At 65.6% G+C, this 19,116-nt stretch carries 15 protein-coding genes and 1 tRNA gene; 9 read left to right on the top strand and 7 right to left on the bottom strand.

Features of this window, described 5'->3' with window-relative positions; genetic code table 11:
- Positions 1-567: 567 nt before the first annotated feature.
- Positions 568-4,383 (top strand): DUF748 domain-containing protein, encoded by a 3,816-nt coding sequence (locus tag QFZ83_RS15455; RefSeq protein WP_307507889.1) that lies wholly within the window; start codon positions 568-570, stop codon positions 4,381-4,383.
- A 190-nt stretch (positions 4,384-4,573) separates the two neighbouring features.
- On the top strand, positions 4,574-7,450 hold the full coding sequence (locus tag QFZ83_RS15450; RefSeq protein WP_307507887.1) for a DUF349 domain-containing protein: 2,877 nt from the start codon (positions 4,574-4,576) through the stop codon (positions 7,448-7,450).
- Positions 7,451-7,527: 77 nt separating this feature from the next.
- On the opposite strand, the gene QFZ83_RS15445 is transcribed toward QFZ83_RS15450, so the two are convergent.
- From QFZ83_RS15445 to QFZ83_RS15425, 5 genes are all read right to left on the bottom strand, one after another.
- The gene (locus QFZ83_RS15445) at positions 7,528-8,319 is read right to left on the bottom strand and encodes a zinc-dependent peptidase (protein WP_307507885.1); all 792 of its coding nucleotides are present in this window, start codon (positions 8,317-8,319) and stop codon (positions 7,528-7,530) included.
- An 8-nt stretch (positions 8,320-8,327) separates the two neighbouring features.
- Positions 8,328-9,104 carry a UDP-2,3-diacylglucosamine diphosphatase gene (locus tag QFZ83_RS15440; RefSeq protein ID WP_307507883.1) on the bottom strand — a complete coding sequence of 259 codons (777 nt, stop codon included), beginning with the start codon at positions 9,102-9,104 and terminating at the stop codon, positions 8,328-8,330.
- Between the two features lie 28 nt (positions 9,105-9,132).
- On the bottom strand, positions 9,133-9,645 hold the full coding sequence (locus QFZ83_RS15435; RefSeq protein WP_307507881.1) for a peptidylprolyl isomerase: 513 nt from the start codon (positions 9,643-9,645) through the stop codon (positions 9,133-9,135).
- 34 nt (positions 9,646-9,679) lie between these two features.
- The gene (locus QFZ83_RS15430; RefSeq protein WP_307507880.1) at positions 9,680-10,270 is read right to left on the bottom strand and encodes a peptidylprolyl isomerase; all 591 of its coding nucleotides are present in this window, start codon (positions 10,268-10,270) and stop codon (positions 9,680-9,682) included.
- A gap of 76 nt (positions 10,271-10,346) precedes the next feature.
- On the bottom strand, positions 10,347-10,937 hold the full coding sequence (locus QFZ83_RS15425; protein WP_013541917.1) for a tetratricopeptide repeat protein: 591 nt from the start codon (positions 10,935-10,937) through the stop codon (positions 10,347-10,349).
- Between the two features lie 203 nt (positions 10,938-11,140).
- Here QFZ83_RS15425 and cysS point away from each other — a divergent pair, with 203 nt between their 5' ends.
- From cysS to QFZ83_RS15390, 7 genes are all read left to right on the top strand, one after another.
- Positions 11,141-12,520: a cysteine--tRNA ligase gene (gene cysS, locus QFZ83_RS15420; RefSeq protein ID WP_307507878.1), complete on the top strand. Its 1,380-nt coding sequence runs from the start codon at positions 11,141-11,143 to the stop codon at positions 12,518-12,520.
- Positions 12,521-12,537: 17 nt separating this feature from the next.
- Positions 12,538-13,188: a DNA-3-methyladenine glycosylase gene (locus QFZ83_RS15415; protein ID WP_013541915.1), complete on the top strand. Its 651-nt coding sequence runs from the start codon at positions 12,538-12,540 to the stop codon at positions 13,186-13,188.
- A gap of 19 nt (positions 13,189-13,207) precedes the next feature.
- On the top strand, positions 13,208-14,188 hold the full coding sequence (locus tag QFZ83_RS15410; protein WP_042580102.1) for an acetyl-CoA carboxylase carboxyltransferase subunit alpha: 981 nt from the start codon (positions 13,208-13,210) through the stop codon (positions 14,186-14,188).
- Between the two features lie 6 nt (positions 14,189-14,194).
- Positions 14,195-15,166 (top strand): tRNA lysidine(34) synthetase TilS, encoded by a 972-nt coding sequence (gene tilS, locus QFZ83_RS15405; protein WP_307507876.1) that lies wholly within the window; start codon positions 14,195-14,197, stop codon positions 15,164-15,166.
- 61 nt (positions 15,167-15,227) lie between these two features.
- A complete protein-coding gene (locus QFZ83_RS15400; RefSeq protein WP_306876892.1) occupies positions 15,228-16,496 on the top strand; it encodes an aspartate kinase in 1,269 nt (422 codons plus the stop codon).
- Positions 16,497-16,522: 26 nt separating this feature from the next.
- Positions 16,523-16,615 (top strand) — tRNA-Ser (locus tag QFZ83_RS15395).
- A gap of 66 nt (positions 16,616-16,681) precedes the next feature.
- Entirely contained in the window at positions 16,682-17,257 is a 576-nt protein-coding gene (locus QFZ83_RS15390; RefSeq protein ID WP_307507874.1) for a recombinase family protein, read from the top strand.
- A 366-nt stretch (positions 17,258-17,623) separates the two neighbouring features.
- Here QFZ83_RS15390 and QFZ83_RS15385 read toward each other — a convergent pair whose 3' ends face one another.
- Entirely contained in the window at positions 17,624-18,817 is a 1,194-nt protein-coding gene (locus QFZ83_RS15385; RefSeq protein ID WP_307507872.1) for a zonular occludens toxin domain-containing protein, read from the bottom strand.
- A complete protein-coding gene (locus QFZ83_RS15380; protein WP_307507870.1) occupies positions 18,817-19,116 on the bottom strand; it encodes a DUF2523 domain-containing protein in 300 nt (99 codons plus the stop codon). Before QFZ83_RS15380 ends, QFZ83_RS15385 begins: the two co-directional genes overlap by 1 nt.

The raw sequence follows: 19,116 nt of genomic DNA, 5'->3' as shown, positions 1-19,116 counted from the left end.
CCTGGAGAGGCGATGGATGAAGGCAGCGGCGCTTGGATTGGTACGAATCAGGCTCCGCGCATGGAGGGTGTAGGGTAAGGAGCGCGGTGACCTGATCAAGCCGGGGGGAGTTCTCGGCAGCGGATTCAGGGGTGGCCCCTCTGCGTCTGGCAGTCGGAGCAGGGCGGATTCTAGCGTGGCTAAATACTCGGTCAAGCATAAGGACACTGTTTCTTATGCTAATAGATGTTTAAAAAATGACCCCTCCCAGAGGCGTTCGGCTTAAGGGAAATCCCTTGGAAGATTGGATTTGCAATGCGAGGGTGCGGCACCTAATCTGAACGGGCCTGAGTTTTCAGGCGTTTTTCCGAAGTCAGGCAGCCTGAGGTGCAAGTCAAGGGCTCGAACGACGGAGGATCCACGGCGGCAATCTCTTGCTGCCAGCACGGCAGGAACCATTGACTTCCGGTCGCGCGAATCGATGGCTTGGGTGTTAGGCCCGCCATCAAGCCCGGCAACGAGACATTCCGTCGCGCTGCCGGGCTTTCTTGTTTCTGCATCGACGCGTGTTTGCGGCACACTCCCGCGATGGATTTAGCTTCGCTCAAACAAAACAAATGGATGCGACGTGGGATCGTCGCGTTGCTGGTTCTGTTGGCCCTCTGGGTCATCGCATGGTTGGCGGTTCCGCCCATCGCCAAGAGCCAGCTCCAAAAGATCGCGAGCGAAAAACTGGGCCGGCAGGTCACCGTGGGCAAGATCGATTTCAAGCCCTGGACCCTCGAACTCGCGCTGCATGACCTGCGCATCGCCACCGCCGACGGCAAGCAGCCGCAACTGGCCATCAAACGCATCTACGCCGACGCCGAACTGCAATCGCTCTTTCGCCTGGCACCCGTGATCGATGCGGTCTCGGTCGAGTCGCCCGCCATCCTGCTCACGCACCAGGCCGACGGCAAGTACGACATCGACGACATCCTCGCCAAGCTGGCCTCGGGTCCGCCGCCCGACCCCAAGGCCGAGCCGGCACGCTTTGCGATCTACAACATCTCGATCAAGGACGGCGCGGTCGACTTCGACGACCAGACGGTCAAGCGCAAGCACGAGCTGCGCAACTTCGTGCTCAATGTGCCTTTCCTGAGCAACCTGGCTTCGCAGCGCGAGGTCAAGACCGAGCCCAAGCTGGCCTTCGTGCTCAACGGCAGCAACTTCGATTCGGCCGCCTTCACCACGCCCTTCTCGGCCAGCCGCAAGACCGACGCCCATGTGCAGTTCAAGGGGCTCGATCTCGTGCCTTACCTCGGCTACATCCCCGGCGGCCTGCCGGTGAAGCTGCAGGCCGGCAGCCTCGATGCCGACCTGAAGATCGACTTCCAACAGGCCACGACCACCGGCCTGAAGATCTACGGCACGGTGGAAGCGCACGGCGCCAAGCTGAGCGACGCCAGGGGCCGCGACCTGCTGGGCTTCGATTCGCTCAAGCTCGCGCTGGCCGATGTTCGCCCGCTTGAATCGGTGTTCCATTTGAGCGAAGTGGCGCTGGCCAATCCACAGCTCGTGGTGGCGCGCGATGCCTCGGGCCAACTCAACCTGATGGCGACCGACCCGGCCACCGGTGCTGCGGAAAAAGTGGCACCACTCCCCGCCGCCCCAGCCAGCGCGCCGGCCGGCAACACGGCCGAAAAGCCCAAGCTGAAGGTGCAGGTCGACAAGGTGGCGCTGAGCGGCGGGCGCATCGGCTGGCGCGACGAGACCGTCAAGCCCGCAGCTGCCGTCGACCTGACCGACCTGGGGCTCGACGTCACCGCCATCACCTGGCCGATGGAGAAGCCGGCCCAGTTCAACGGCAGCACCGCCATTGCCGGCGCCTCGCTCAAGTTCAAGGGCAGCGCCACCGACAAGGTGGCGGACGTGCAGACCGAGGTCGACGCGTTGCCGCTCTCACTGGCCGCACCGTATCTGGCGCAGAGCCTGGAGCCCACGCTCGACGGCAAGCTTAGCGGCCAGATCGATATCGCCTGGAACCAGCCCAACCTCAAGTTCAAGGCGCGCCGGCTGGCAGCCGACGGGCTTGCGCTGACCCAGACCAAGACCGCACTGGCGAGCGTCGGCCGTTTCGAGCTGGTCGACGCCGAGGTCGACATGACGCAGCACACGCTGAACATCGCCTCGTTCACCGCCACCAACCCCAAGGTGCGCGTGGAGCGCGACAGCGAGAAGCGCTGGATGTTCGAGCGCTGGCTGCGCACCCCGGCCGGCAACGGCGGCGCGGCCGAAGCGAAGGTGGCGGCGCCCAAGCCGGCCGGCGCCGGATCGGCCAAAGCCGACGCCAACACCAAGCCCTGGGCGCTGACCATTGCCACGATGGCGGTCGACAACGGCAGCCTCTCCTATTCAGACAAGGCCGGCGCGCTGCCGGTGACGGTAGAGGTCACGGCCTTCAAGCTGAACGCACAGAAGATCGCGCCCGAGACCAACACCGTGTCGCCGCTGCAGGTCTCGGGCCGCATCGGCTCCGGCCGCTCCGAGCCGGGCAAGTTCGACTACAAGGGCAACGTCGTGCTCAAGCCGCTGGCCGCCGAGGGTCGGCTCGAGGTGATCTCGTTCCCCGCGCACGCCTTCAAGGCCTACTACGCGGACGCGCTCAACGTCGACATCCGCCGCGCCTTCGCGAGCTACCGCGGCACGGTCCACTACACGACCACGCCGGCCGGCATGACCGTCAAGCTGGCTGGCGACACCGCACTGGACGACTTCCGCGCCAACAGTGTGTCGCTCACCCAGTCCCCCGGTTTCGACCGCAACACCAACCAGCTCCTGAGTTGGAAGACGCTGAGCCTGCGCGGGCTGCAGGTCGGCCTGGCGCCCAATACGCCGCCGAAGGTGGACGTGCGCGAAACCACGCTGACCGACTTCTTCGCCCGCGTGATCGTCGATCCGACCGGCCGGCTCAACCTGCTCAATCTGACGAAGAAGGGCGAAGCCGAAGGTGCCGCGGTTGCGGCCTCTGCCGACGCCAAGACCCAGAAGGGACCGGGCGGCACCACCACCACGACCCGCGCGGCGGCGCCTGTGCAGCGCTCCGGCGGCGCGCCGGTGTCGGCCGAAGCCATGGTCGGCGGCAGCCCCGAACCCGCCAAGCCGGCCGCCGCGCCGGTAGCTACGGCGCAGGCACCGGCGGACACCGGCCTCACGCCGGTCATCAACTTCGGTCCGATGAGCCTGGTCAACGGCAAGATCGATTTCACCGATCTCTTCGTCAAGCCCAACTACTCGGCCGACCTGAGCGAGCTGACCGGCAAGCTCAGTTCCTTCTCGTCGAACCCGCCCAAGGGCGAGACGGGCCGCCCGGCGCTGGCCGACCTGGAACTGCGCGGCAAGGCGCAGCAGACGGCCGCGCTGGAAATCACCGGCAAGCTCAATCCGCTGGCCAAGCCGCTCGAACTCGACATCACCGCCAAGATGCGCGACCTCGACCTCGCGCCGCTGTCGCCGTACTCGGTGCGCTACGCGGGCCACGGCATCGAGCGCGGCAAGATGAGCATGGACGTGAACTACAAGGTCGCGCCCGACGGCCAGCTCACCGCCACCAACAAGCTGGTGCTCAACCAGCTGCAGTTCGGCGAGGAAGTCGCCGGTGCGCCCAACAGCCTGCCGGTGAAACTGGCCGTGGCCTTGCTGGCCGACCGCAACGGCGTGATCGATGTCGACCTGCCGCTCAGCGGCTCGCTCAACGATCCCCAGTTCAGCGTCGGACCGCTGATCTGGAAGGCGGTGGTCAACCTGATCGTCAAGGCCGTGACGGCGCCGTTCAGCCTGCTCACGGGCGGCCTGGGCGGCGGTGGCAGCGGCGAATCGAGCGCCATCACCTTCGAGGCGGGCAGTTCGGTGCTCAGCGCGGCAGCCAAGGAAAGCCTGGACAAGGTCGCCAAGGCGCTGACCGAGCGGCCGACGCTGGAGATGACGGTCATCGGCACCTCCAGCCTCGAGAAAGAGCGCGATGCCTACCAGCGCCAGCGTGTGCGACAGCTCACCCAGGCCGAGAAGCGCCGTGTCGCGGTGCGCGGCGGCCAAACCGGCACCGAGGTGCCGCCGGTCACCGACGCCGAATACCCCGAGCTGCTGACGGCGGTGTACAAGCGCGCCGACATCACCAAGCCGCGCAACCTCGTCGGGTTGGCCAAGGACCTGCCGGTCAAGGAAATGGAAAACCTGCTGTTCGCGAGCGTGCCCGTCGACGAAGAATCGATGCGCCAACTGGCCGTGGAGCGCGGCGCCGCGGTGCGCGACTACCTGCTGGCGCAGAAACTCACGAGCGAGCGGCTGTTCCTGGGCGCGGTGCGCACCACGGCCAGCGGTGCCGAGTGGAAGCCGGGCGCCGAGCTCAAACTGACCATGAAGTGAGAACGGCCACTTGGCTTTTTGCATCGGCTTGCTATATATGTAGTTCCCGTTAAATCTCCCAGCCCGCCACCAGCGTTGGCCGCCGTTCCGCCACGGAATTCGGCAGTCCATCGCAAGTGGGTGAAAATGTCGATGTGCGCCGGCCTTTGCCGGCGCCTTCGCTTTCTCTACCAAGACAACGATTTCGCCAGTGACCTCTACTTCTTCCAAGCCACACGACCTTCAAGCCCTCGATACGCTCACCGGCGGCGCCTTCACCGCGCCGACTTCCGGCGAGCGCGCCGCGCGCATCCGCGACTGGCTCGCGGGCAACCCGGCATCCGAGCAAATGCAGGAAGTCTTCAAGGAGCTGAGCGGTCGCGACAAGGGCGCCGCGCGCCTGCTGCGCGAGAAGCTCGACGAGCTCAAGCGCGCCAAGGGCCAGGAGGCGATTGCGGCCGAATGGGCACAGAAGGCCGAACTGCTGCTGGGCCAGTCCAAGCTCAACATCGCCGATGCACTCGCCTGGCAGCGCGACGCCGCCAAGGCCGGCGCGCCGCTCTCGCGCGAACCGCTCGCGGGCCTGAAGGCCAAGCTGGCCGAACGCGTCAAGGGCATCGAAGACCTGCAACATCGCGCCCAGGTGCATCGCGAAGCCGCCGTCCTGCTGGCACAGCGCTTTGAAGTGCTCTCCACCAAGGGCTGGCAGGACGCCCAGGCCGCCGAAGAGTCGCTGCGCAACGACGTGACCCACTGGCAGCAGCAGGCCGCCGACATCACGGCCGACATCAACTGGAACAGCCTCGACGCCAAGTTCGCGCCGCAGCTCGAAGCGTCGAAGTCGCAGCTGCTGGTCGTGTCCGATGCGTTCCACAGCGCGCTGGCACAGGCCATCGCCGCCGCAGCCGATGCTGCCGCGCCGCTGCCGCCGGTGCCCGTGTGGGCCGACGAGCTGCGCAGCGCTCGCGGCGAGGTGCTCGCACCCAAGGCTGCAGCCCCCGCGCGGCCTGCCGCACCCAAGATCGATCCGGCCGTTCGTGCCGCTGCGCAGGACGCCGTTCAGGTTGCGCTCGCCAAGCTCGAACAGGAAACCGCCGAAGGCCACGGCAAGGCCAGCGCCGGTGCGGCCGCTGCGCTGCGTGCGGTGCTCAAGGAGCACGGCAAGCTGGTCGAGTCGCCGCTCGAAGCCCGCGTGCACGCCGCGCTGGTCGCGGCCGGCGAGCTTGAAGGCTGGCAGCGCTGGAGCGCCGACAAGGTCCGCGAAGACCTCGTCGCCAAGGCCGAAGGCCTGCTCAAGCGCCCCGAAGGCCAGGCCCTCGGCGGCCGCAAGATGCAGGAAACGCTGCGCGCGCTGCGCGACCAGTGGAAGCAGGCCGATCAGGGAGGCGTGCCGAACCATGCGCTGTGGAAGCGCTTCGACGAAGCCTGCAACGAAGCCCACAAGGTGGTCGAAGCCTGGCTCGAAAAGGTGCGCGCCGATGCGGCCGAGCATCGCGCGCATCGCGTGGCACTGATCGAAGAGGTCAAGGCCTGGGCCGCCGAGCATGCCGGCGCCACCGATCTGAAGGCGCACAACCGCGCGCTGCACCAGTTCGCCGACCGCTGGCGCGATGCCGGCCACGTGGGCGAGAAGGTGTTCGCCGAACTGCAGCCGCAGTGGAACGAAGCCTTCGGCGCCGCGCGCGCACCGTTCGAGACGGCCCAGAAGGCCAGCGTCGAACGCCGCCAGGCCATGATCGCCGAGGCCGCCGAGCTCGGTGCCCAGCCGATGCTGCGCATCGACGCGGTCAAGGCGCTGCAGCAGCGCTGGCAGCACGAGGCGCAGAGCGTGCCGCTCGACCGTCGCCACGAACAGAAGCTGTGGGACGCGTTCCGCGCGCCCATCGACGAAGCCTTCAACCGCAAGACCGCCGAGCGCGAAAAGGCGTCGTCGGCCATGAGCGAGCACGACCGCCATGTGCTCGATGCCTCCAAGGCGCTCGACGCGGCCAATGCTGGCGGCGACGTGCAGAAGATCCGCGCCGCCATCGCCCGTCTCGAAGGCGCGCTGCGCGGCGAAGCGCCGCCGCCCGCACCCAAGGCCGAACAGGCTGTGGTGAGCGCCGATGGGCCGTCAGTTGGCGCGACCGAAGTCGTGGCGCCCGGACAGGCCGCCGCTGAATTCGCCGAAAGCGCCGAGCAAGCACCGAGCCCGAGCGACGCGGAAGCCTCGCCGGCCGCAACCGCCGAGGCAGCGCAGGCCGATACGCCCGACCTCGTGGCCCCGGCCGACGGTGCCGATGCCTCCGCACGCGCCGACGGCGCGGCGCACGACGCCGGCGAAGCCGCCGCTATCGAAAGCCCTGCACCAGCCGCCGCGCCGAAGCCGGCACCCAAGCCGGTCGTGGCCATGCGTGGCGACGACCGTCCCAGCAGCAAGAAGACGGACGCGGCGCCCGCAGGCCGCGCCGGCGGCAAGTTCGGCGACCGTCGCGACGGCGGCCGGCCAGGCCCTGGTGGTCCGGGCCGTCCTGGCGACCGTGGCGGTCCGCGCCCCGACGCACGCGGTGACCGTGGTGGCGATCGCGGCGCACCGGCCGGCCGTTTCGGCGACCGTCCGCCGCGTTTCGAAGACCGCGGCCCGCGCCTCGGCGATGCCGCTTTCCGCGCCCAGCGCGAAGCGCTCGAACGCGCGGACATGGCGCTGCGCAAGCTCGCTGCGCAAGCCCATGGCGAAGCACTCACGCAGGTGCTCGGCGCCTGGGAACAGCGCGATGCGGCACGCCTTCCGAGCGTTCAGGAACTGGGTCGCGCGGTCACGCCGGCCGTGCGCACCACCTGGTCGCAAGCTGTCGGCAGCGCGCCGACGGCCGCGGCCAGCGATGCCGCGGAAGCGCTGCTGCGCCTGGAAATGGCCGCCGAAGTGCCGACGCCCGCAGAGCAGCTCGACGCACGCCGTGCGCTGCAACTCAAGTTACTGACCAAGCGCGGTGACCCGGCGCCGGCTCAGACTTGGGGCCAGGACGCCGGCAAGGTGCTGGCTGCGGCGCACGATGCGGCGAGTGCACGCCGTTTGCAGAACGCGTTGAAGGCGCTGCTGCGCAAGTAAGCGCCAGACTGCCATGAAAAAGACGCCCCGCGGGGCGTCTTTTTCTTTGGCGCGCGACCTGCGGACCCGGTCGCCGCTCAGGCCTGCCTGCTCAGGAAGAACTCATCGAAAAGAGCCGTCACCCCGGCGAAGTCCCGGGCGAAGTTCGGCCGGTTCACGAAGTAGGCTTCGCAGGCCACCGCGAAGAACTCGCTGATCGATGTCGCGCCGTAATCGTCGAGCCATGGCGGCTCGGCGCCGAAGCGCTCGGCCATGATGGTTTTCTCGCGGAAATCGTCGTAGGCCGGCTGCAACACGGCGAGCCACGCGGCGCGCGATTCGCGGGCGCTGCGCTTGCCCGCGAAGCCGGATGGCAAGGGCGGACAGCCATCGGCGTCGCCGCCGCGCATGTCGATCTTGTGGGCGAACTCGTGAATCACGACGTTGTAACCACCTTCGCTGGTGACGCTGCTTGCGAGCACGTCCTGCCAGCTGAGCATGACGGGGCCGCGGTCCATGGCTTCGCCGGCCACGACCTCGTCGTACTCGTGCACGACCAGTGCTTCGTCGACGACCTTACGCCGCGCCACGACCTCGGACGGGTGCACCACGATGCCGACGAAATCGTCGTACCAGTCGAGATGGCCCTTCAGGTGCAGCACGGGCAGCACGGCCTGCGCCGCGATGGCGAGCGCCACCTCGTCGGTGATGACGAAGCCTTGCGTGCCATGGAATTCCTTGTCGCGCAGGAACTCGGCCGTCAGTGCACGCAGCCGCTGCACATCGGCAGCGGGGCGGTCGGCCAGGAAGGCATAGCGCGCCAGCGTGGCCTGCCAGGCCGCATCGGGAATCGGGGGCAGGGCGCGCAGGCGGCGCAGCCACTTGAACATCGGCGGTGCTAGCGCAGGTCGACGCGCTGTGCGCCGGCGGTGGAGAGGCACAGCAACTGCGCACGCGGCGGATGGGCCGCCACATCCCAGTCGCTCAGCACGATGCGGCGCAGGCCGTTGCCCAGGTCGTGTTCGGCCGGGCGGTGCGTGTGGCCGTGCACCATCGTTTGTGCCCTGGCCTGATGCAGCCACTGGCGCGCGGCGTCGGTGTTCACATCGGCCCAGATCGTCGAGGGGTTGCGCTTGCGGTCTTCGCTCTGCGTGCGCATCGCGCGCGCAAGTGCGCGGCGCTCTTCGAGCGGCCGTGCCAGGAACGCGGCCTGCCATTCGGGCGTGCGAACCATCGCGCGGAACTTGAGGTACTCGGTGTCTTCCAGGCAGAGGATGTCGCCGTGGCTCAGCAGCCAGCGCTGGCCGTGCAGCACCAGCACGGTGGGGTCGTCGAGCAGCGTGAGGCCGCATTGCGCCGCGAGCGCGGGGCCGACGAGAAAGTCGCGGTTGCCGTGCATGAAGAACACCGGCAGGCGCTGCGCGGTGCGGCGCAGCAGTTCGGCGCATTGCGCCTCGAAGCCGGGCTGGGTGGCGGCATCGTCGCCCACCCACACCTCGAACAGGTCGCCGAGGATGACGAGCGCATCCGCCGGCGTGGTTTCGAGGTAACCCCGCCAGGCCTCGAAGGTGGCGGGCTCGCCGGCCTGCAGGTGCAGGTCGGAGATCAGGTCGACGGTGCGCCACGCGGGCGGCGCCACCAGCTCGGTGAAAGCCGGGTTCGCCACGTTGGTCATGCCGCGCCGTGCCTGTCTTGCCTGAGGGTCATTCAGCGATGACGACAGCCTTTTCGATCACCACGTCTTCGAGCGGCACGTCGTCGTGGAAGCCCTTGCGGCCCGTCTTCACGGCCTTGATCTTGTCGACCACGTCGGTGCCGTTGATGACCTTGCCGAACACCGCGTAGCCCCAGCCCTGCGCCGAGGGTGCCGTGTGGTTCAGGAAGCCGTTGTCGGCGACGTTGATGAAGAACTGCGCGGTGGCCGAGTGCGGCGCGCTGGTGCGGGCCATGGCGACGGTGTAGTTGGCGTTCTTCAGGCCGTTGTTGGCTTCGTTCTCGATCTCGGCGCCGGTGGGCTTTTGCTTCATGCCGGGCTCGAAGCCGCCGCCTTGCACCATGAAGCCGGGGATCACGCGGTGGAACACCGTGTTGTCGTAGTGGCCCTTCTTCACGTAGCCGATGAAGTTTTCGGCCGACTTGGGCGCCTTCTCGGCGTCGAGTTCGAGCGTGATCACGCCGTAGTTCTTGATGTGCAGTTCGACTTGGGGGTTGCTCATGAGGGACTCCTTCTTCGGAAATTGGGGGGATGAATTACTTCGCCAGCGTGGCGGACTTGATGGTGATGGTCTCGAGGGGCACGTTCTGCATGCCGCCCTTGTTGCCGGTCTGCACGGCGCGGATCTTGTCGACCACTTCGGTGCCGGCCACGACCTTGCCGAACACCGTGTAGCCGTAGCCGTCGGGGCTGGGCGCGTTGAGCGAATCGTTGTTCTTCACGTTGATGAAGAACTGCGAGGTGGCCGAGTTCGGGTTGCCGGTGCGTGCCATCGCGATCGTGTACTTGTCGTTCTTCAGGCCGTTGCTCGCCTCGAGCGGAATCGGCGGGCGCGTGGGCTTTTGCTGCATGTCGGCCGTGAAGCCGCCGCCCTGGATCATGAAGCCGTCGATGACGCGGTGGAACACCGTGCCGTCGTAGTGCTTGTCTTTCACGTACTGCAGGAAGTTCTCGACCGACTTGGGCGCCTTGGCCGCATCGAGTTCGACCACGATGTCGCCGGCCGAGGTGGCGAGCTTCACGCGCGGTGCGGCTTGCTGCGCGTAGCCTGTGGCGGCAAAGCCGATGGCCGCGGCCAGGATGAAGGCGTTGCGGCGGCTGAGTCTTGAAAGGGCGTGGATCGTCAAGTGATGCTCCGTTTGCGAAAGGGGGAGGGCGCGGACCGTGCAACGAATGCGTCGCACCGCCCGTGCCGGCAGCGGCTTACTTGCTGGACTTGCCGACCGGCTTGCGGATGACCACAGGCGCAGCCGGCAGCGCGGCGGCTTCGGCTTCGGCCTTCGACGAGAAGATCTGGCGGATCAGCAGGAGCTTGGGCGCGACGCTGGCGTTGGTGCTGGCGAACTGCTGCGCCTTCACGTATTCCTGTGCCGCGAGGCGCGCATACACGTCGCCGAGGTTCTCGTGCGCGGTGGCGTAGTTGGGGTTGAGCTTGATCGCCGATTCGAGCGCGGCGCGTGCCTGGTCGAACTTGCTTTGCGAGGCATACAGCGCCGCGAGGTTGTTGTAGGGCTCGGGCAGCTCGGGGAAGTCTTGCGTGAGCTGGGTGAAGGCGATGATGGCCTCGGGCTGCTTGTTCTGCTCGGTGAGGATCACGCCGCGCAGAAAGCGCATCTGCGGATCGCGCGGCTTGCCGGCGATGTAGGTGTCGGCCTTGGCGAGCGCTTCGGTGGCCTTGCCTTGACGCAGCAGAAGGTTCACTTCGTCGTACTCGTTGGCATGCGCAACGGAACCCCACAGGCTGAACAGGAGTGCGAAGGCGATGGAGAGTTTGGAGAACACGGCGTGCTTCATGAAGCCTCGGCAGGATAGGGGAATGCGGGCCTGGAGAACACCCGGGAGGGACGCGGCAGCAGGCTGCGGCGGCCGTTTATACTGCGTGGCATTGTAGCCGAGGGGCCATGTCCAACCCCTCGTAGCCGCTGTCCCCGTCACCCCTGAAATACCCCGTCGTTCGCCCGTGCCGCACGTGCGCGAAGCGACGCTTTCCGAGTCTCATGAGTCTGCGCATCTACAACACGCTGTCGCGTGAATTGGAGGAATTCTCCCCATTGCAACCTGGCAAGGTGCGCATGTACGTTTGCGGCATGACGGTCTACGACTACTGCCACCTGGGCCATGCCCGCTCGATGATCGCCTTCGACGTGGTGCAGCGCTGGCTGAAGGCCAGCGGCTTCGATGTGACCTACGTGCGCAACATCACCGACATCGACGACAAGATCATTCGCCGCGCCGTGGAAAACGGCGAGAGCATCCGCGCGCTGACCGATCGCATGATCGACGCGCTGCACGAAGACGCCGATGCGCTGGGCATCGCGCGCCCCACGCACGAGCCGCGTGCCACCGACTACATCCCGCAGATGCTGTCGATGATCGGCACGCTCGAGAAGAAGGGCCTGGCTTATCGCGCCGACAACGGCGACGTGAACTACGCCATCCGCAAGTTCCCCGGTTACGGCAAGCTGAGCGGCAAGTCGATCGACGAGCTGCATGCGGGCGAGCGCGTGGCCGTGCTCGACGGCAAGGACGACCCGCTGGACCCCGTGCTCTGGAAGAGAGCGAAGGCCAGCGAGCCCGACGAGGTGAAGTGGGCCAGCGAGTTCGGCGCCGGCCGTCCGGGCTGGCACATCGAGTGCTCGGCCATGGCCTGCGCGCTGCTGGGCGAAACACTCGACATCCACGGCGGCGGCGAAGACCTGCAGTTCCCGCACCACGAGAACGAGATCGCGCAGAGCGAAGGCGCCAACGACAAGCCGCTGTCCAACTACTGGATGCACAACGGCTTCATCGTGACCGACAACGAGAAGATGTCCAAGAGCCTGGGCAACTTCTTCCTGATCCGCGACGTGCTGAAGAAATACGACGCCGAGACCATCCGTTTCTTCGTGCTGCGCGCGCATTACCGCCGGCCGCTCAATTACAGCGACGTGCATCTGGACGACGCGCGCAATTCGCTCAAGCGGCTGTACACGGCACTCGAACTGGTGGCGCCAGCCGAGGTAGCGTCCATCGACTGGAACGACCCCTACGCCGCGCGCTTCAAGGCCGCGATGGACGAAGACTTCGCCACGCCCGAAGCGGTGGCCGTGTTGTTCGACCTCGCTGGCGAAGTCAATCGCACGCGCTCGGCTACACAGGCCGGGCTGCTGAAGGCGCTGGGTGGGTGCGTGCAGATACTGCAGAGCGATCCGAAGAGTTTCCTCCGCGCAGGCGCGACGCTCGACGATGCGGCCATCCAGGCGCAGATCGATGCGCGTGCCGCCGCCAAGGCCGCTAAGAATTTCGCCGAGGCCGATCGCATCCGCCAAGGGCTGCTCGATCAGGGCATCGTGCTCAAGGATTCGCCCACTGGCACGAGCTGGACCGTCGCGAAGTGAACGGAACCACCAACCCCATGCCCGCTTCCAAAAACCCGACCGTTCAGATCTACACGCCGGATTATTGGGAAGAGGCCTGCAAGCACCTGGCCAAGAAAGACCGCGTGATGAAGCGGTTGATTCCGAAGTTCGGCACCGCATGTCTCGAATCGCGCGGCGACGCATTCACCACGCTGGCGCGCAGCGTCGTGGGCCAGCAGATCTCGGTGAAGGCCGCGCAAACCGTCTGGGACAAGTTCGCGGTGCTGCCGCGCAAGCTGACGCCGGCGAACGTGCTCAAGCTCAAGGTCGACGACATGCGCGCAGCGGGCCTCTCGGCGCGCAAGATCGAATACCTGGTCGACCTGGCCCTGCATTTCGATTCGGGCGTGGTGCACGTCGATGCATGGAAAGACATGGCCGACGAGCTCATCATCGAAGAGCTCGTGGCCATTCGCGGCATCGGCCGCTGGACGGCCGAGATGTTCCTCATCTTCCACCTCATGCGTCCGAACGTGCTGCCTGTGGACGATGTCGGGCTGCTCAACGGCATCAGCGTCAATTACTTTTCGGGCGACCCGGTGAGCCGCAGCGATGCCCGCGATGTCGCCGTGGCCTGGGCCCCGTATTGCAGCGTGGCGACTTGGTATATTTGGCGGTCGCTGGACCCCGTGCCGGTCGCGTATTGAAATAAAACAGGAGAAGACGTTGGCGAAACGAACCTTCCTCGATTTCGAGCAACCCATTGCGGAACTCGAAACAAAGATTGAAGAACTGCGCTATGTACAGACCGAATCGGCGGTCGACATTTCGGAAGAAATCGATCAGCTCGGCAAGAAAAGCCAGCAGCTCACCAAGGACATCTACAGCGACCTGACGCCCTGGCAGATCACCAAGATCGCACGGCATCCGGAGCGGCCCTACACACTGGACTACGTCAACGAAATCTTCACCGACTTCGTCGAACTGCACGGCGACCGGCATTTCTCGGACGACCTGTCGATCGTGGGCGGCCTCGCGCGCTTCAATGGCGTGCCTTGCATGGTGCTCGGCCATCAAAAGGGCCGTGACACGAAGGAGCGCACCGCGCGCAACTTCGGCATGAGCAAGCCCGAGGGCTATCGCAAGGCCTTGCGCCTCATGAAGACGGCCGAGAAGTTCAAGCTGCCGGTATTCACCTTCGTGGACACGCCCGGCGCATACCCCGGCATCGATGCCGAAGAGCGCGGCCAATCCGAAGCCATCGGCCGCAACATCTTCGAGATGGCGCAGCTCGAGGTGCCGATCATCGTCACGATCATCGGCGAGGGCGGCTCCGGCGGCGCGCTGGCCATCTCGGTCGGCGACCAGCTCGTGATGCTGCAATACTCGATCTACTCGGTGATCAGCCCTGAAGGCTGTGCTTCCATTCTCTGGAAGACCAGCGACAAGGCACAGGAAGCGGCCGATGCGCTCGGCATCACGGCGCACCGCCTGAAGGCACTGGGCCTGGTCGACAAGATCGTGAACGAGCCGGTCGGCGGCGCGCATCGCGACCATCGCCAGATGGCGGCTTTCCTCAAGCGCGCGCTCAATGATGCGTTCCGACAGGTCAGCGACCTGAAGCCCAAGGAACTGCTGGAACGCCGCTACGAGCGTTTGCAGAGCTACGGCCGTTTCAACGACACCAAGGCCGACACCGGCCGCTGAGCACCCATGAGCGAAGCCTTCGAACGCGCGATGGCCGCGTTCGAGCCGGCGCAACGGCCGCTGGCGGTGGGCTTCAGCGGCGGTGCGGATTCCACCGCCTTGCTGGCCGCCTGTGCATTGCGCTGGCCGGGGCAGGTAGTGGCCTTTCATGTGCATCACGGACTGCAGGCCGCGGCCGACGATTTCGAGCGGCATTGCGGTGAGGTGTGTGAGCGGCTTGCCGTGCCGCTTATCGTGCATCGGGTCGATGCGCGGCATGCGCCGGGGGACAGTCCTGAAGACACCGCGCGGCGCGCACGCTACGAGGCGTTTGGTGCCATGGCGCGCATGGATTCGACGCGACCCTTCATCCAGTCGATTGCCCTCGGGCATCACGCGGACGACCAGGTCGAAACGCTCTTGCTGGCGCTATCGCGTGGTGCCGGCCTTCCGGGTTTGGCGGCCATGCCTGCGCACGCTGAACGCAATGGCCTGAACATCTATCGGCCTCTGCTGACAGTGCCTGCGGCCGACATCCGCGCCTGGCTCGCAGCACGCGATCTGCCATGGATCGAGGATCCGAGCAATGGCGACGCCCGCTACACCCGCAACCGGATTCGCGCGGTGCTGCTGCCAGCACTGGAGCAGGCTTTTCCGCAGTTCCGCGCGACGTTCGCGCGCAGCATCGGTCACGCGGCGCAGGCGCAGCAACTGCTGCTCGAACTCGCCGCGCAAGACCTCGAAGCCGTGGGCAACCCGCCTCTTATCAAGGCGCTGCAAGCGCTTTCGCGGGCCCGCCAAGCGAATGTGGCGCGCCACTGGCTGATGCAGTCGCACGGCTGCGCGCCCAGCGCCGCGCAGCTCGACCAGCTGCTCGATCAGGTCCGCGCCTGCACCACGCGCGGCCATCGCATCCACCTCAAAGTGGCCGGCGGTTTCGCCGAGCGGAAGGGTGATCGGCTGCATTGGTACAATGCCCCGCCCTCGCCGAAGACTTAGCTCCCACAGCTTGCAGGGCGCCGCCTATCCAGCGGCCCTTTTCTTTTCTCTGATTTCACCCATGGCATTGATCGTTCACAAATACGGCGGTACGTCGATGGGCTCGACCGAGCGCATCAGAAACGTCGCCAAGCGCGTCGCCAAGTGGGCGCGCGCCGGCCACCAGATGATCGTGGTTCCGAGTGCCATGAGCGGCGAAACCAATCGCCTGCTCGGCCTCGCCAAGGAACTGGCGCCGAGCAAACCGGGCGAAGCCCACAACCGCGAACTCGACATGCTGGCATCGACCGGCGAGCAGGCTTCGTCCGCGCTGCTGGCCATTGCGCTGCAGGCCGAGGGTATGGAGTCGGTGAGCTACGCGGGCTGGCAGGTGCCGGTGCGCACCGACAGCTCGCACACCAAGGCCCGCATCGAGAGCATCGACGACCTGCGCGTGATGGCCGATCTGAACGCGGGCAAGGTGGTGGTCATCACCGGCTTCCAGGGCGTGGACGACGCGGGCAACATCACCACGCTGGGCCGCGGCGGCAGCGACACCTCGGCCGTGGCCATCGCGGCTGCGATGAAGGCGCACGAGTGCCTGATCTATACCGACGTGGACGGTGTCTACACGACCGACCCGCGCGTCGAACCCGATGCGCGGCGCCTGACCACCGTGAGCTTCGAAGAGATGCTCGAGATGGCGAGCCTGGGCTCCAAGGTGCTGCAGATCCGCTCGGTGGAATTCGCCGGCAAGTACAAGGTGCCGCTGCGTGTGCTCTCGAGCTTCACCGCATGGGACATCGACATCAATGAAGAGGCCAAGTCCGGCACGCTGATCACTTTCGAGGAAGACGAAAACATGGAACAAGCCGTCGTATCCGGCATCGCATTCAATCGCGACGAAGCCAAGATCTCGGTGCTGGGCGTGCCTGACAAGCCGGGCATCGCGTATCACATCCTCGGTGCCGTGGCGGATGCCAACATCGAGGTCGACGTGATCATCCAGAACCTGAGCAAGGACGGCAAGACCGACTTCAGCTTCACCGTTCACCGCAACGAATACGCCAAGACCATCGACCTGCTGCAATCGAAGGTCATGCCTTCGCTGGGCGCGACCGAGATCGTGGGCGACACCAAGATCTGCAAGGTCAGCATCGTGGGCATCGGCATGCGCAGCCACGTGGGTGTCGCGAGCAAGATGTTCCGCGTGCTGAGCGAAGAGGGCATCAACATCCAGATGATTTCGACCAGCGAGATCAAGACCTCGGTCGTGATCGACGAAAAATATATGGAATTGGCCGTTCGAGCGCTGCATAAAGCCTTCGATCTGGACCAACCGGCCTCCTGACGGTGGCATAATCTCGGCTGCTTTCAGGAACTGTGACCGAGTGGCCGAAGGTGCTCCCCTGCTAAGGGAGTATGGGGTGTAGAGCCTCATCGAGGGTTCGAATCCCTCCGGTTCCGCCAATATCAAGCGCTGGCTCGCGCGTTTGGCCCGTATGCTCAGAGGACTGTTACAGGTCTTCACCAGCAATGCTTTACGGATACGCGCGAGTTAGCACGCTAGAACAAGAAAACCACACTCAGATCGACGCCCTCCGCAAGGTTGGCGTCGATTTTCTTTTCGAGGAGAAAAGAAGTGGTGGCGACTCCAGACGGCCAGTACTTAACGGCCTACTCAACGAGTTGCAAAAGGGCGACACGCTAGTGGTCTACAAGCTGGACCGAGTAGCACGCTCACTCAAACACCTACTGAATGTCATCGATGAATTGGCATCACGCGACGTTCAATTTCACTCGCTGACCGAGCACATCGACACAGCAAGCCCAGCAGGCCGGATGCTGCTGCAGATGCTCGGAGCCTTCGCAGAGTTCGAGCTAGCGATGATTCGAGAGCGAACAAAAGCAGGGCTGGCAGCAGCAGTAGCACGAGGGGCAAAGCCCGGCAGACCACGTGCAATGTCACCGCTTCAAGAGGCCGAAGCGGTGCGACTGTTCAAGACCGGAGGGATGACGAAATCCGCGATCGCCAGGCGCTACGGGACGCACATTTCGAGCATCAAGAGAGCACTCGCGCGCGCGGCTGGCCAGGCTGAAATGTTCAACTGAGTGGTCGAGCAGAAAGTATCGCCATACGCTCCGAAATCTCGTCTCGAGTGCCGACCTGGTCGAGGTTTGAGTACAGGTTTTCGATACCGCCTATTGGCCGGCCAGAGAGCGTGCAGGGGCACGTTATAGGCGCAGCACCAGAGAGAAGATGCCTCCGCCACAAGGGCTACGGCGTTTCGCTTTGCAGTAGCGCGAGCTCGTGCGCAGGGGCACGTTATTTCAACCAGGTGCATTCGACCTGGTCGACCTGCGGCTCAGTCGCCCAGCTCGTGATCGCGCTTAAATCTTTTCCAGCCGTCAAGGCTGAGCTCGACCGCGACCCACAGCGCCAACGCAATTAACACGAGCTCGAACCAATTCAGCATTTCAGCCTCCCGCCTGGAACGACCATTTTGACCCTGGCGGCACGCGAGGCTGCGCGCCCTGGTCAGCCGCGGCGGCCGCCGCAACGCCCGTAGCGCCGCTGGACGGCTTGGAGCCACCATCGATCAAGATCGGCGCCTGAGGCCCGGCAAAGGCCGTTTGCGTGGCCTGGCGTGCCATCGGCGAGGGGGTGGACTGGCTCTTCGTCTCGCCCTCGGCCTGGAACGCCAGGAAGGCGCCTTGCGCCACGAGCTGGCGGCACATGGCGAGATCTACCGGATAGGGCGTGGCGTCCTGCGTGTAGCACTTGCAGCCCACGGACTTCATTTCGACGCACGCAGCAGGCACAGGTACGCGCCTAGGCTCGGTGAGCTTGTCGTAGGCCGGCGCGGTGTGCATCAGGCCGGCGATCCGCGGCTGGTACGACGCGACGTACTCCGAAGTGGTCATGGGCTTGCGCTCATCACTGGGGCCGGCCGTGACGCCGAAGGTCGACGGCTTGGCCGTGGTCGAGGTGCTCGAGCTGGTCGACGCCTTGGTGTCGCCAGTCGCGCCAGGCATGAACCTCGTGACCAGAAGGTAGACCACCGCGATCCCGGCGACGATGCAGGCGAGGAGGGTCCACAACTGCTTGGGGATGCGCAGCTTGCCGGTGTGCAGCGAGGCGCTCTCGTACCACTCGTAAGCCTCCTTGTGCGGGTTGCGAGTCGAGGTCTGCGCCCGCTTGACTGCAGCGGGCTTCTCGCAGACGGGATCGGTCGCATCGAACTGCAGCACGCTGACGGCGTTGGCGGCGCCGAGCAGCCGCACGAAGTGCTGGTGGTAACCAGGCGGGCCGATAAGCCGGCGCACGAACGGGTCGATGTTGAGCGGATGCTGGTCGAGCAGGAAGAAGTCGTGACCGTACGAGCGATGCTCAGCGAGCATCTCGATGTGCTCGGGCCGCTTGCTGCTCTCGGAGACCTTGGGGAGATCGCGGTGCAGCTCGTCGGCCAGGATGATGCAGTTGCGATGCTTGAGCCAGTCCTTGAACTCGATAGGCTTCCAGCCGAACTCCTCGGTGAGGATCGGCTTGGCTACAAAACGGTCCTTGACGAAGAGAACCTCGCGGTTCTCCTTGAGCTGCATCTGCCGCACATCCCAGAGGGTGAGGGCGGTCTTGAAGGAGCCGTTCGCCCCGGTGCGCAGGTACAGCATTACTTGTGGATCCAGCGCTTGAAGGTGTCGCCCTGGATGCCGTTGATGACGGCGCGAGCGAGCATGGCTGAGAAGATGATGTTGATGCACACCCCGACCTTGAGCATGCCGAGGATCCCGACGACCTCAGGGCCGAGGCCGAGGAACGCGGAGACGGCCTGAGACTTCAACCAGGTGAACGTGGTGTTGAGGCCGGTGTATGTGGCTACACCGATGCCGAGCGCGACCAGGACGCGGCCGGCGAGGGAGCCGACGATCTGCAGCAACAGGGTGCCGAGGGCAAGCAAGACGGCGGGCAT

This window comes from Variovorax sp. W1I1, from assembly GCF_030815625.1.
Classification (GTDB): domain Bacteria; phylum Pseudomonadota; class Gammaproteobacteria; order Burkholderiales; family Burkholderiaceae_C; genus Variovorax; species Variovorax paradoxus_C.
This window is presented reverse-complemented; position numbering and strand designations above follow the sequence as displayed.

Coding starts and splice junctions, on each gene's coding strand:
- QFZ83_RS15455 (WP_307507889.1), top strand. CDS start 568: ATGGATTTAGCTTCGCTCAAACAAAACAAATGGATGCGACGTGGGATC.
- QFZ83_RS15445 (WP_307507885.1), bottom strand. CDS start 8,319: ATGTTCAAGTGGCTGCGCCGCCTGCGCGCCCTGCCCCCGATTCCCGAT.
- QFZ83_RS15440 (WP_307507883.1), bottom strand. CDS start 9,104: ATGACCAACGTGGCGAACCCGGCTTTCACCGAGCTGGTGGCGCCGCCC.
- QFZ83_RS15435 (WP_307507881.1), bottom strand. CDS start 9,645: ATGAGCAACCCCCAAGTCGAACTGCACATCAAGAACTACGGCGTGATC.
- QFZ83_RS15425 (WP_013541917.1), bottom strand. CDS start 10,937: ATGAAGCACGCCGTGTTCTCCAAACTCTCCATCGCCTTCGCACTCCTG.
- cysS (WP_307507878.1), top strand. CDS start 11,141: ATGAGTCTGCGCATCTACAACACGCTGTCGCGTGAATTGGAGGAATTC.
- QFZ83_RS15415 (WP_013541915.1), top strand. CDS start 12,538: ATGCCCGCTTCCAAAAACCCGACCGTTCAGATCTACACGCCGGATTAT.
- tilS (WP_307507876.1), top strand. CDS start 14,195: ATGAGCGAAGCCTTCGAACGCGCGATGGCCGCGTTCGAGCCGGCGCAA.
- QFZ83_RS15400 (WP_306876892.1), top strand. CDS start 15,228: ATGGCATTGATCGTTCACAAATACGGCGGTACGTCGATGGGCTCGACC.
- QFZ83_RS15390 (WP_307507874.1), top strand. CDS start 16,682: ATGCTTTACGGATACGCGCGAGTTAGCACGCTAGAACAAGAAAACCAC.
- QFZ83_RS15385 (WP_307507872.1), bottom strand. CDS start 18,817: ATGCTGTACCTGCGCACCGGGGCGAACGGCTCCTTCAAGACCGCCCTC.
- QFZ83_RS15380 (WP_307507870.1), bottom strand. CDS start 19,116: ATGCCCGCCGTCTTGCTTGCCCTCGGCACCCTGTTGCTGCAGATCGTC.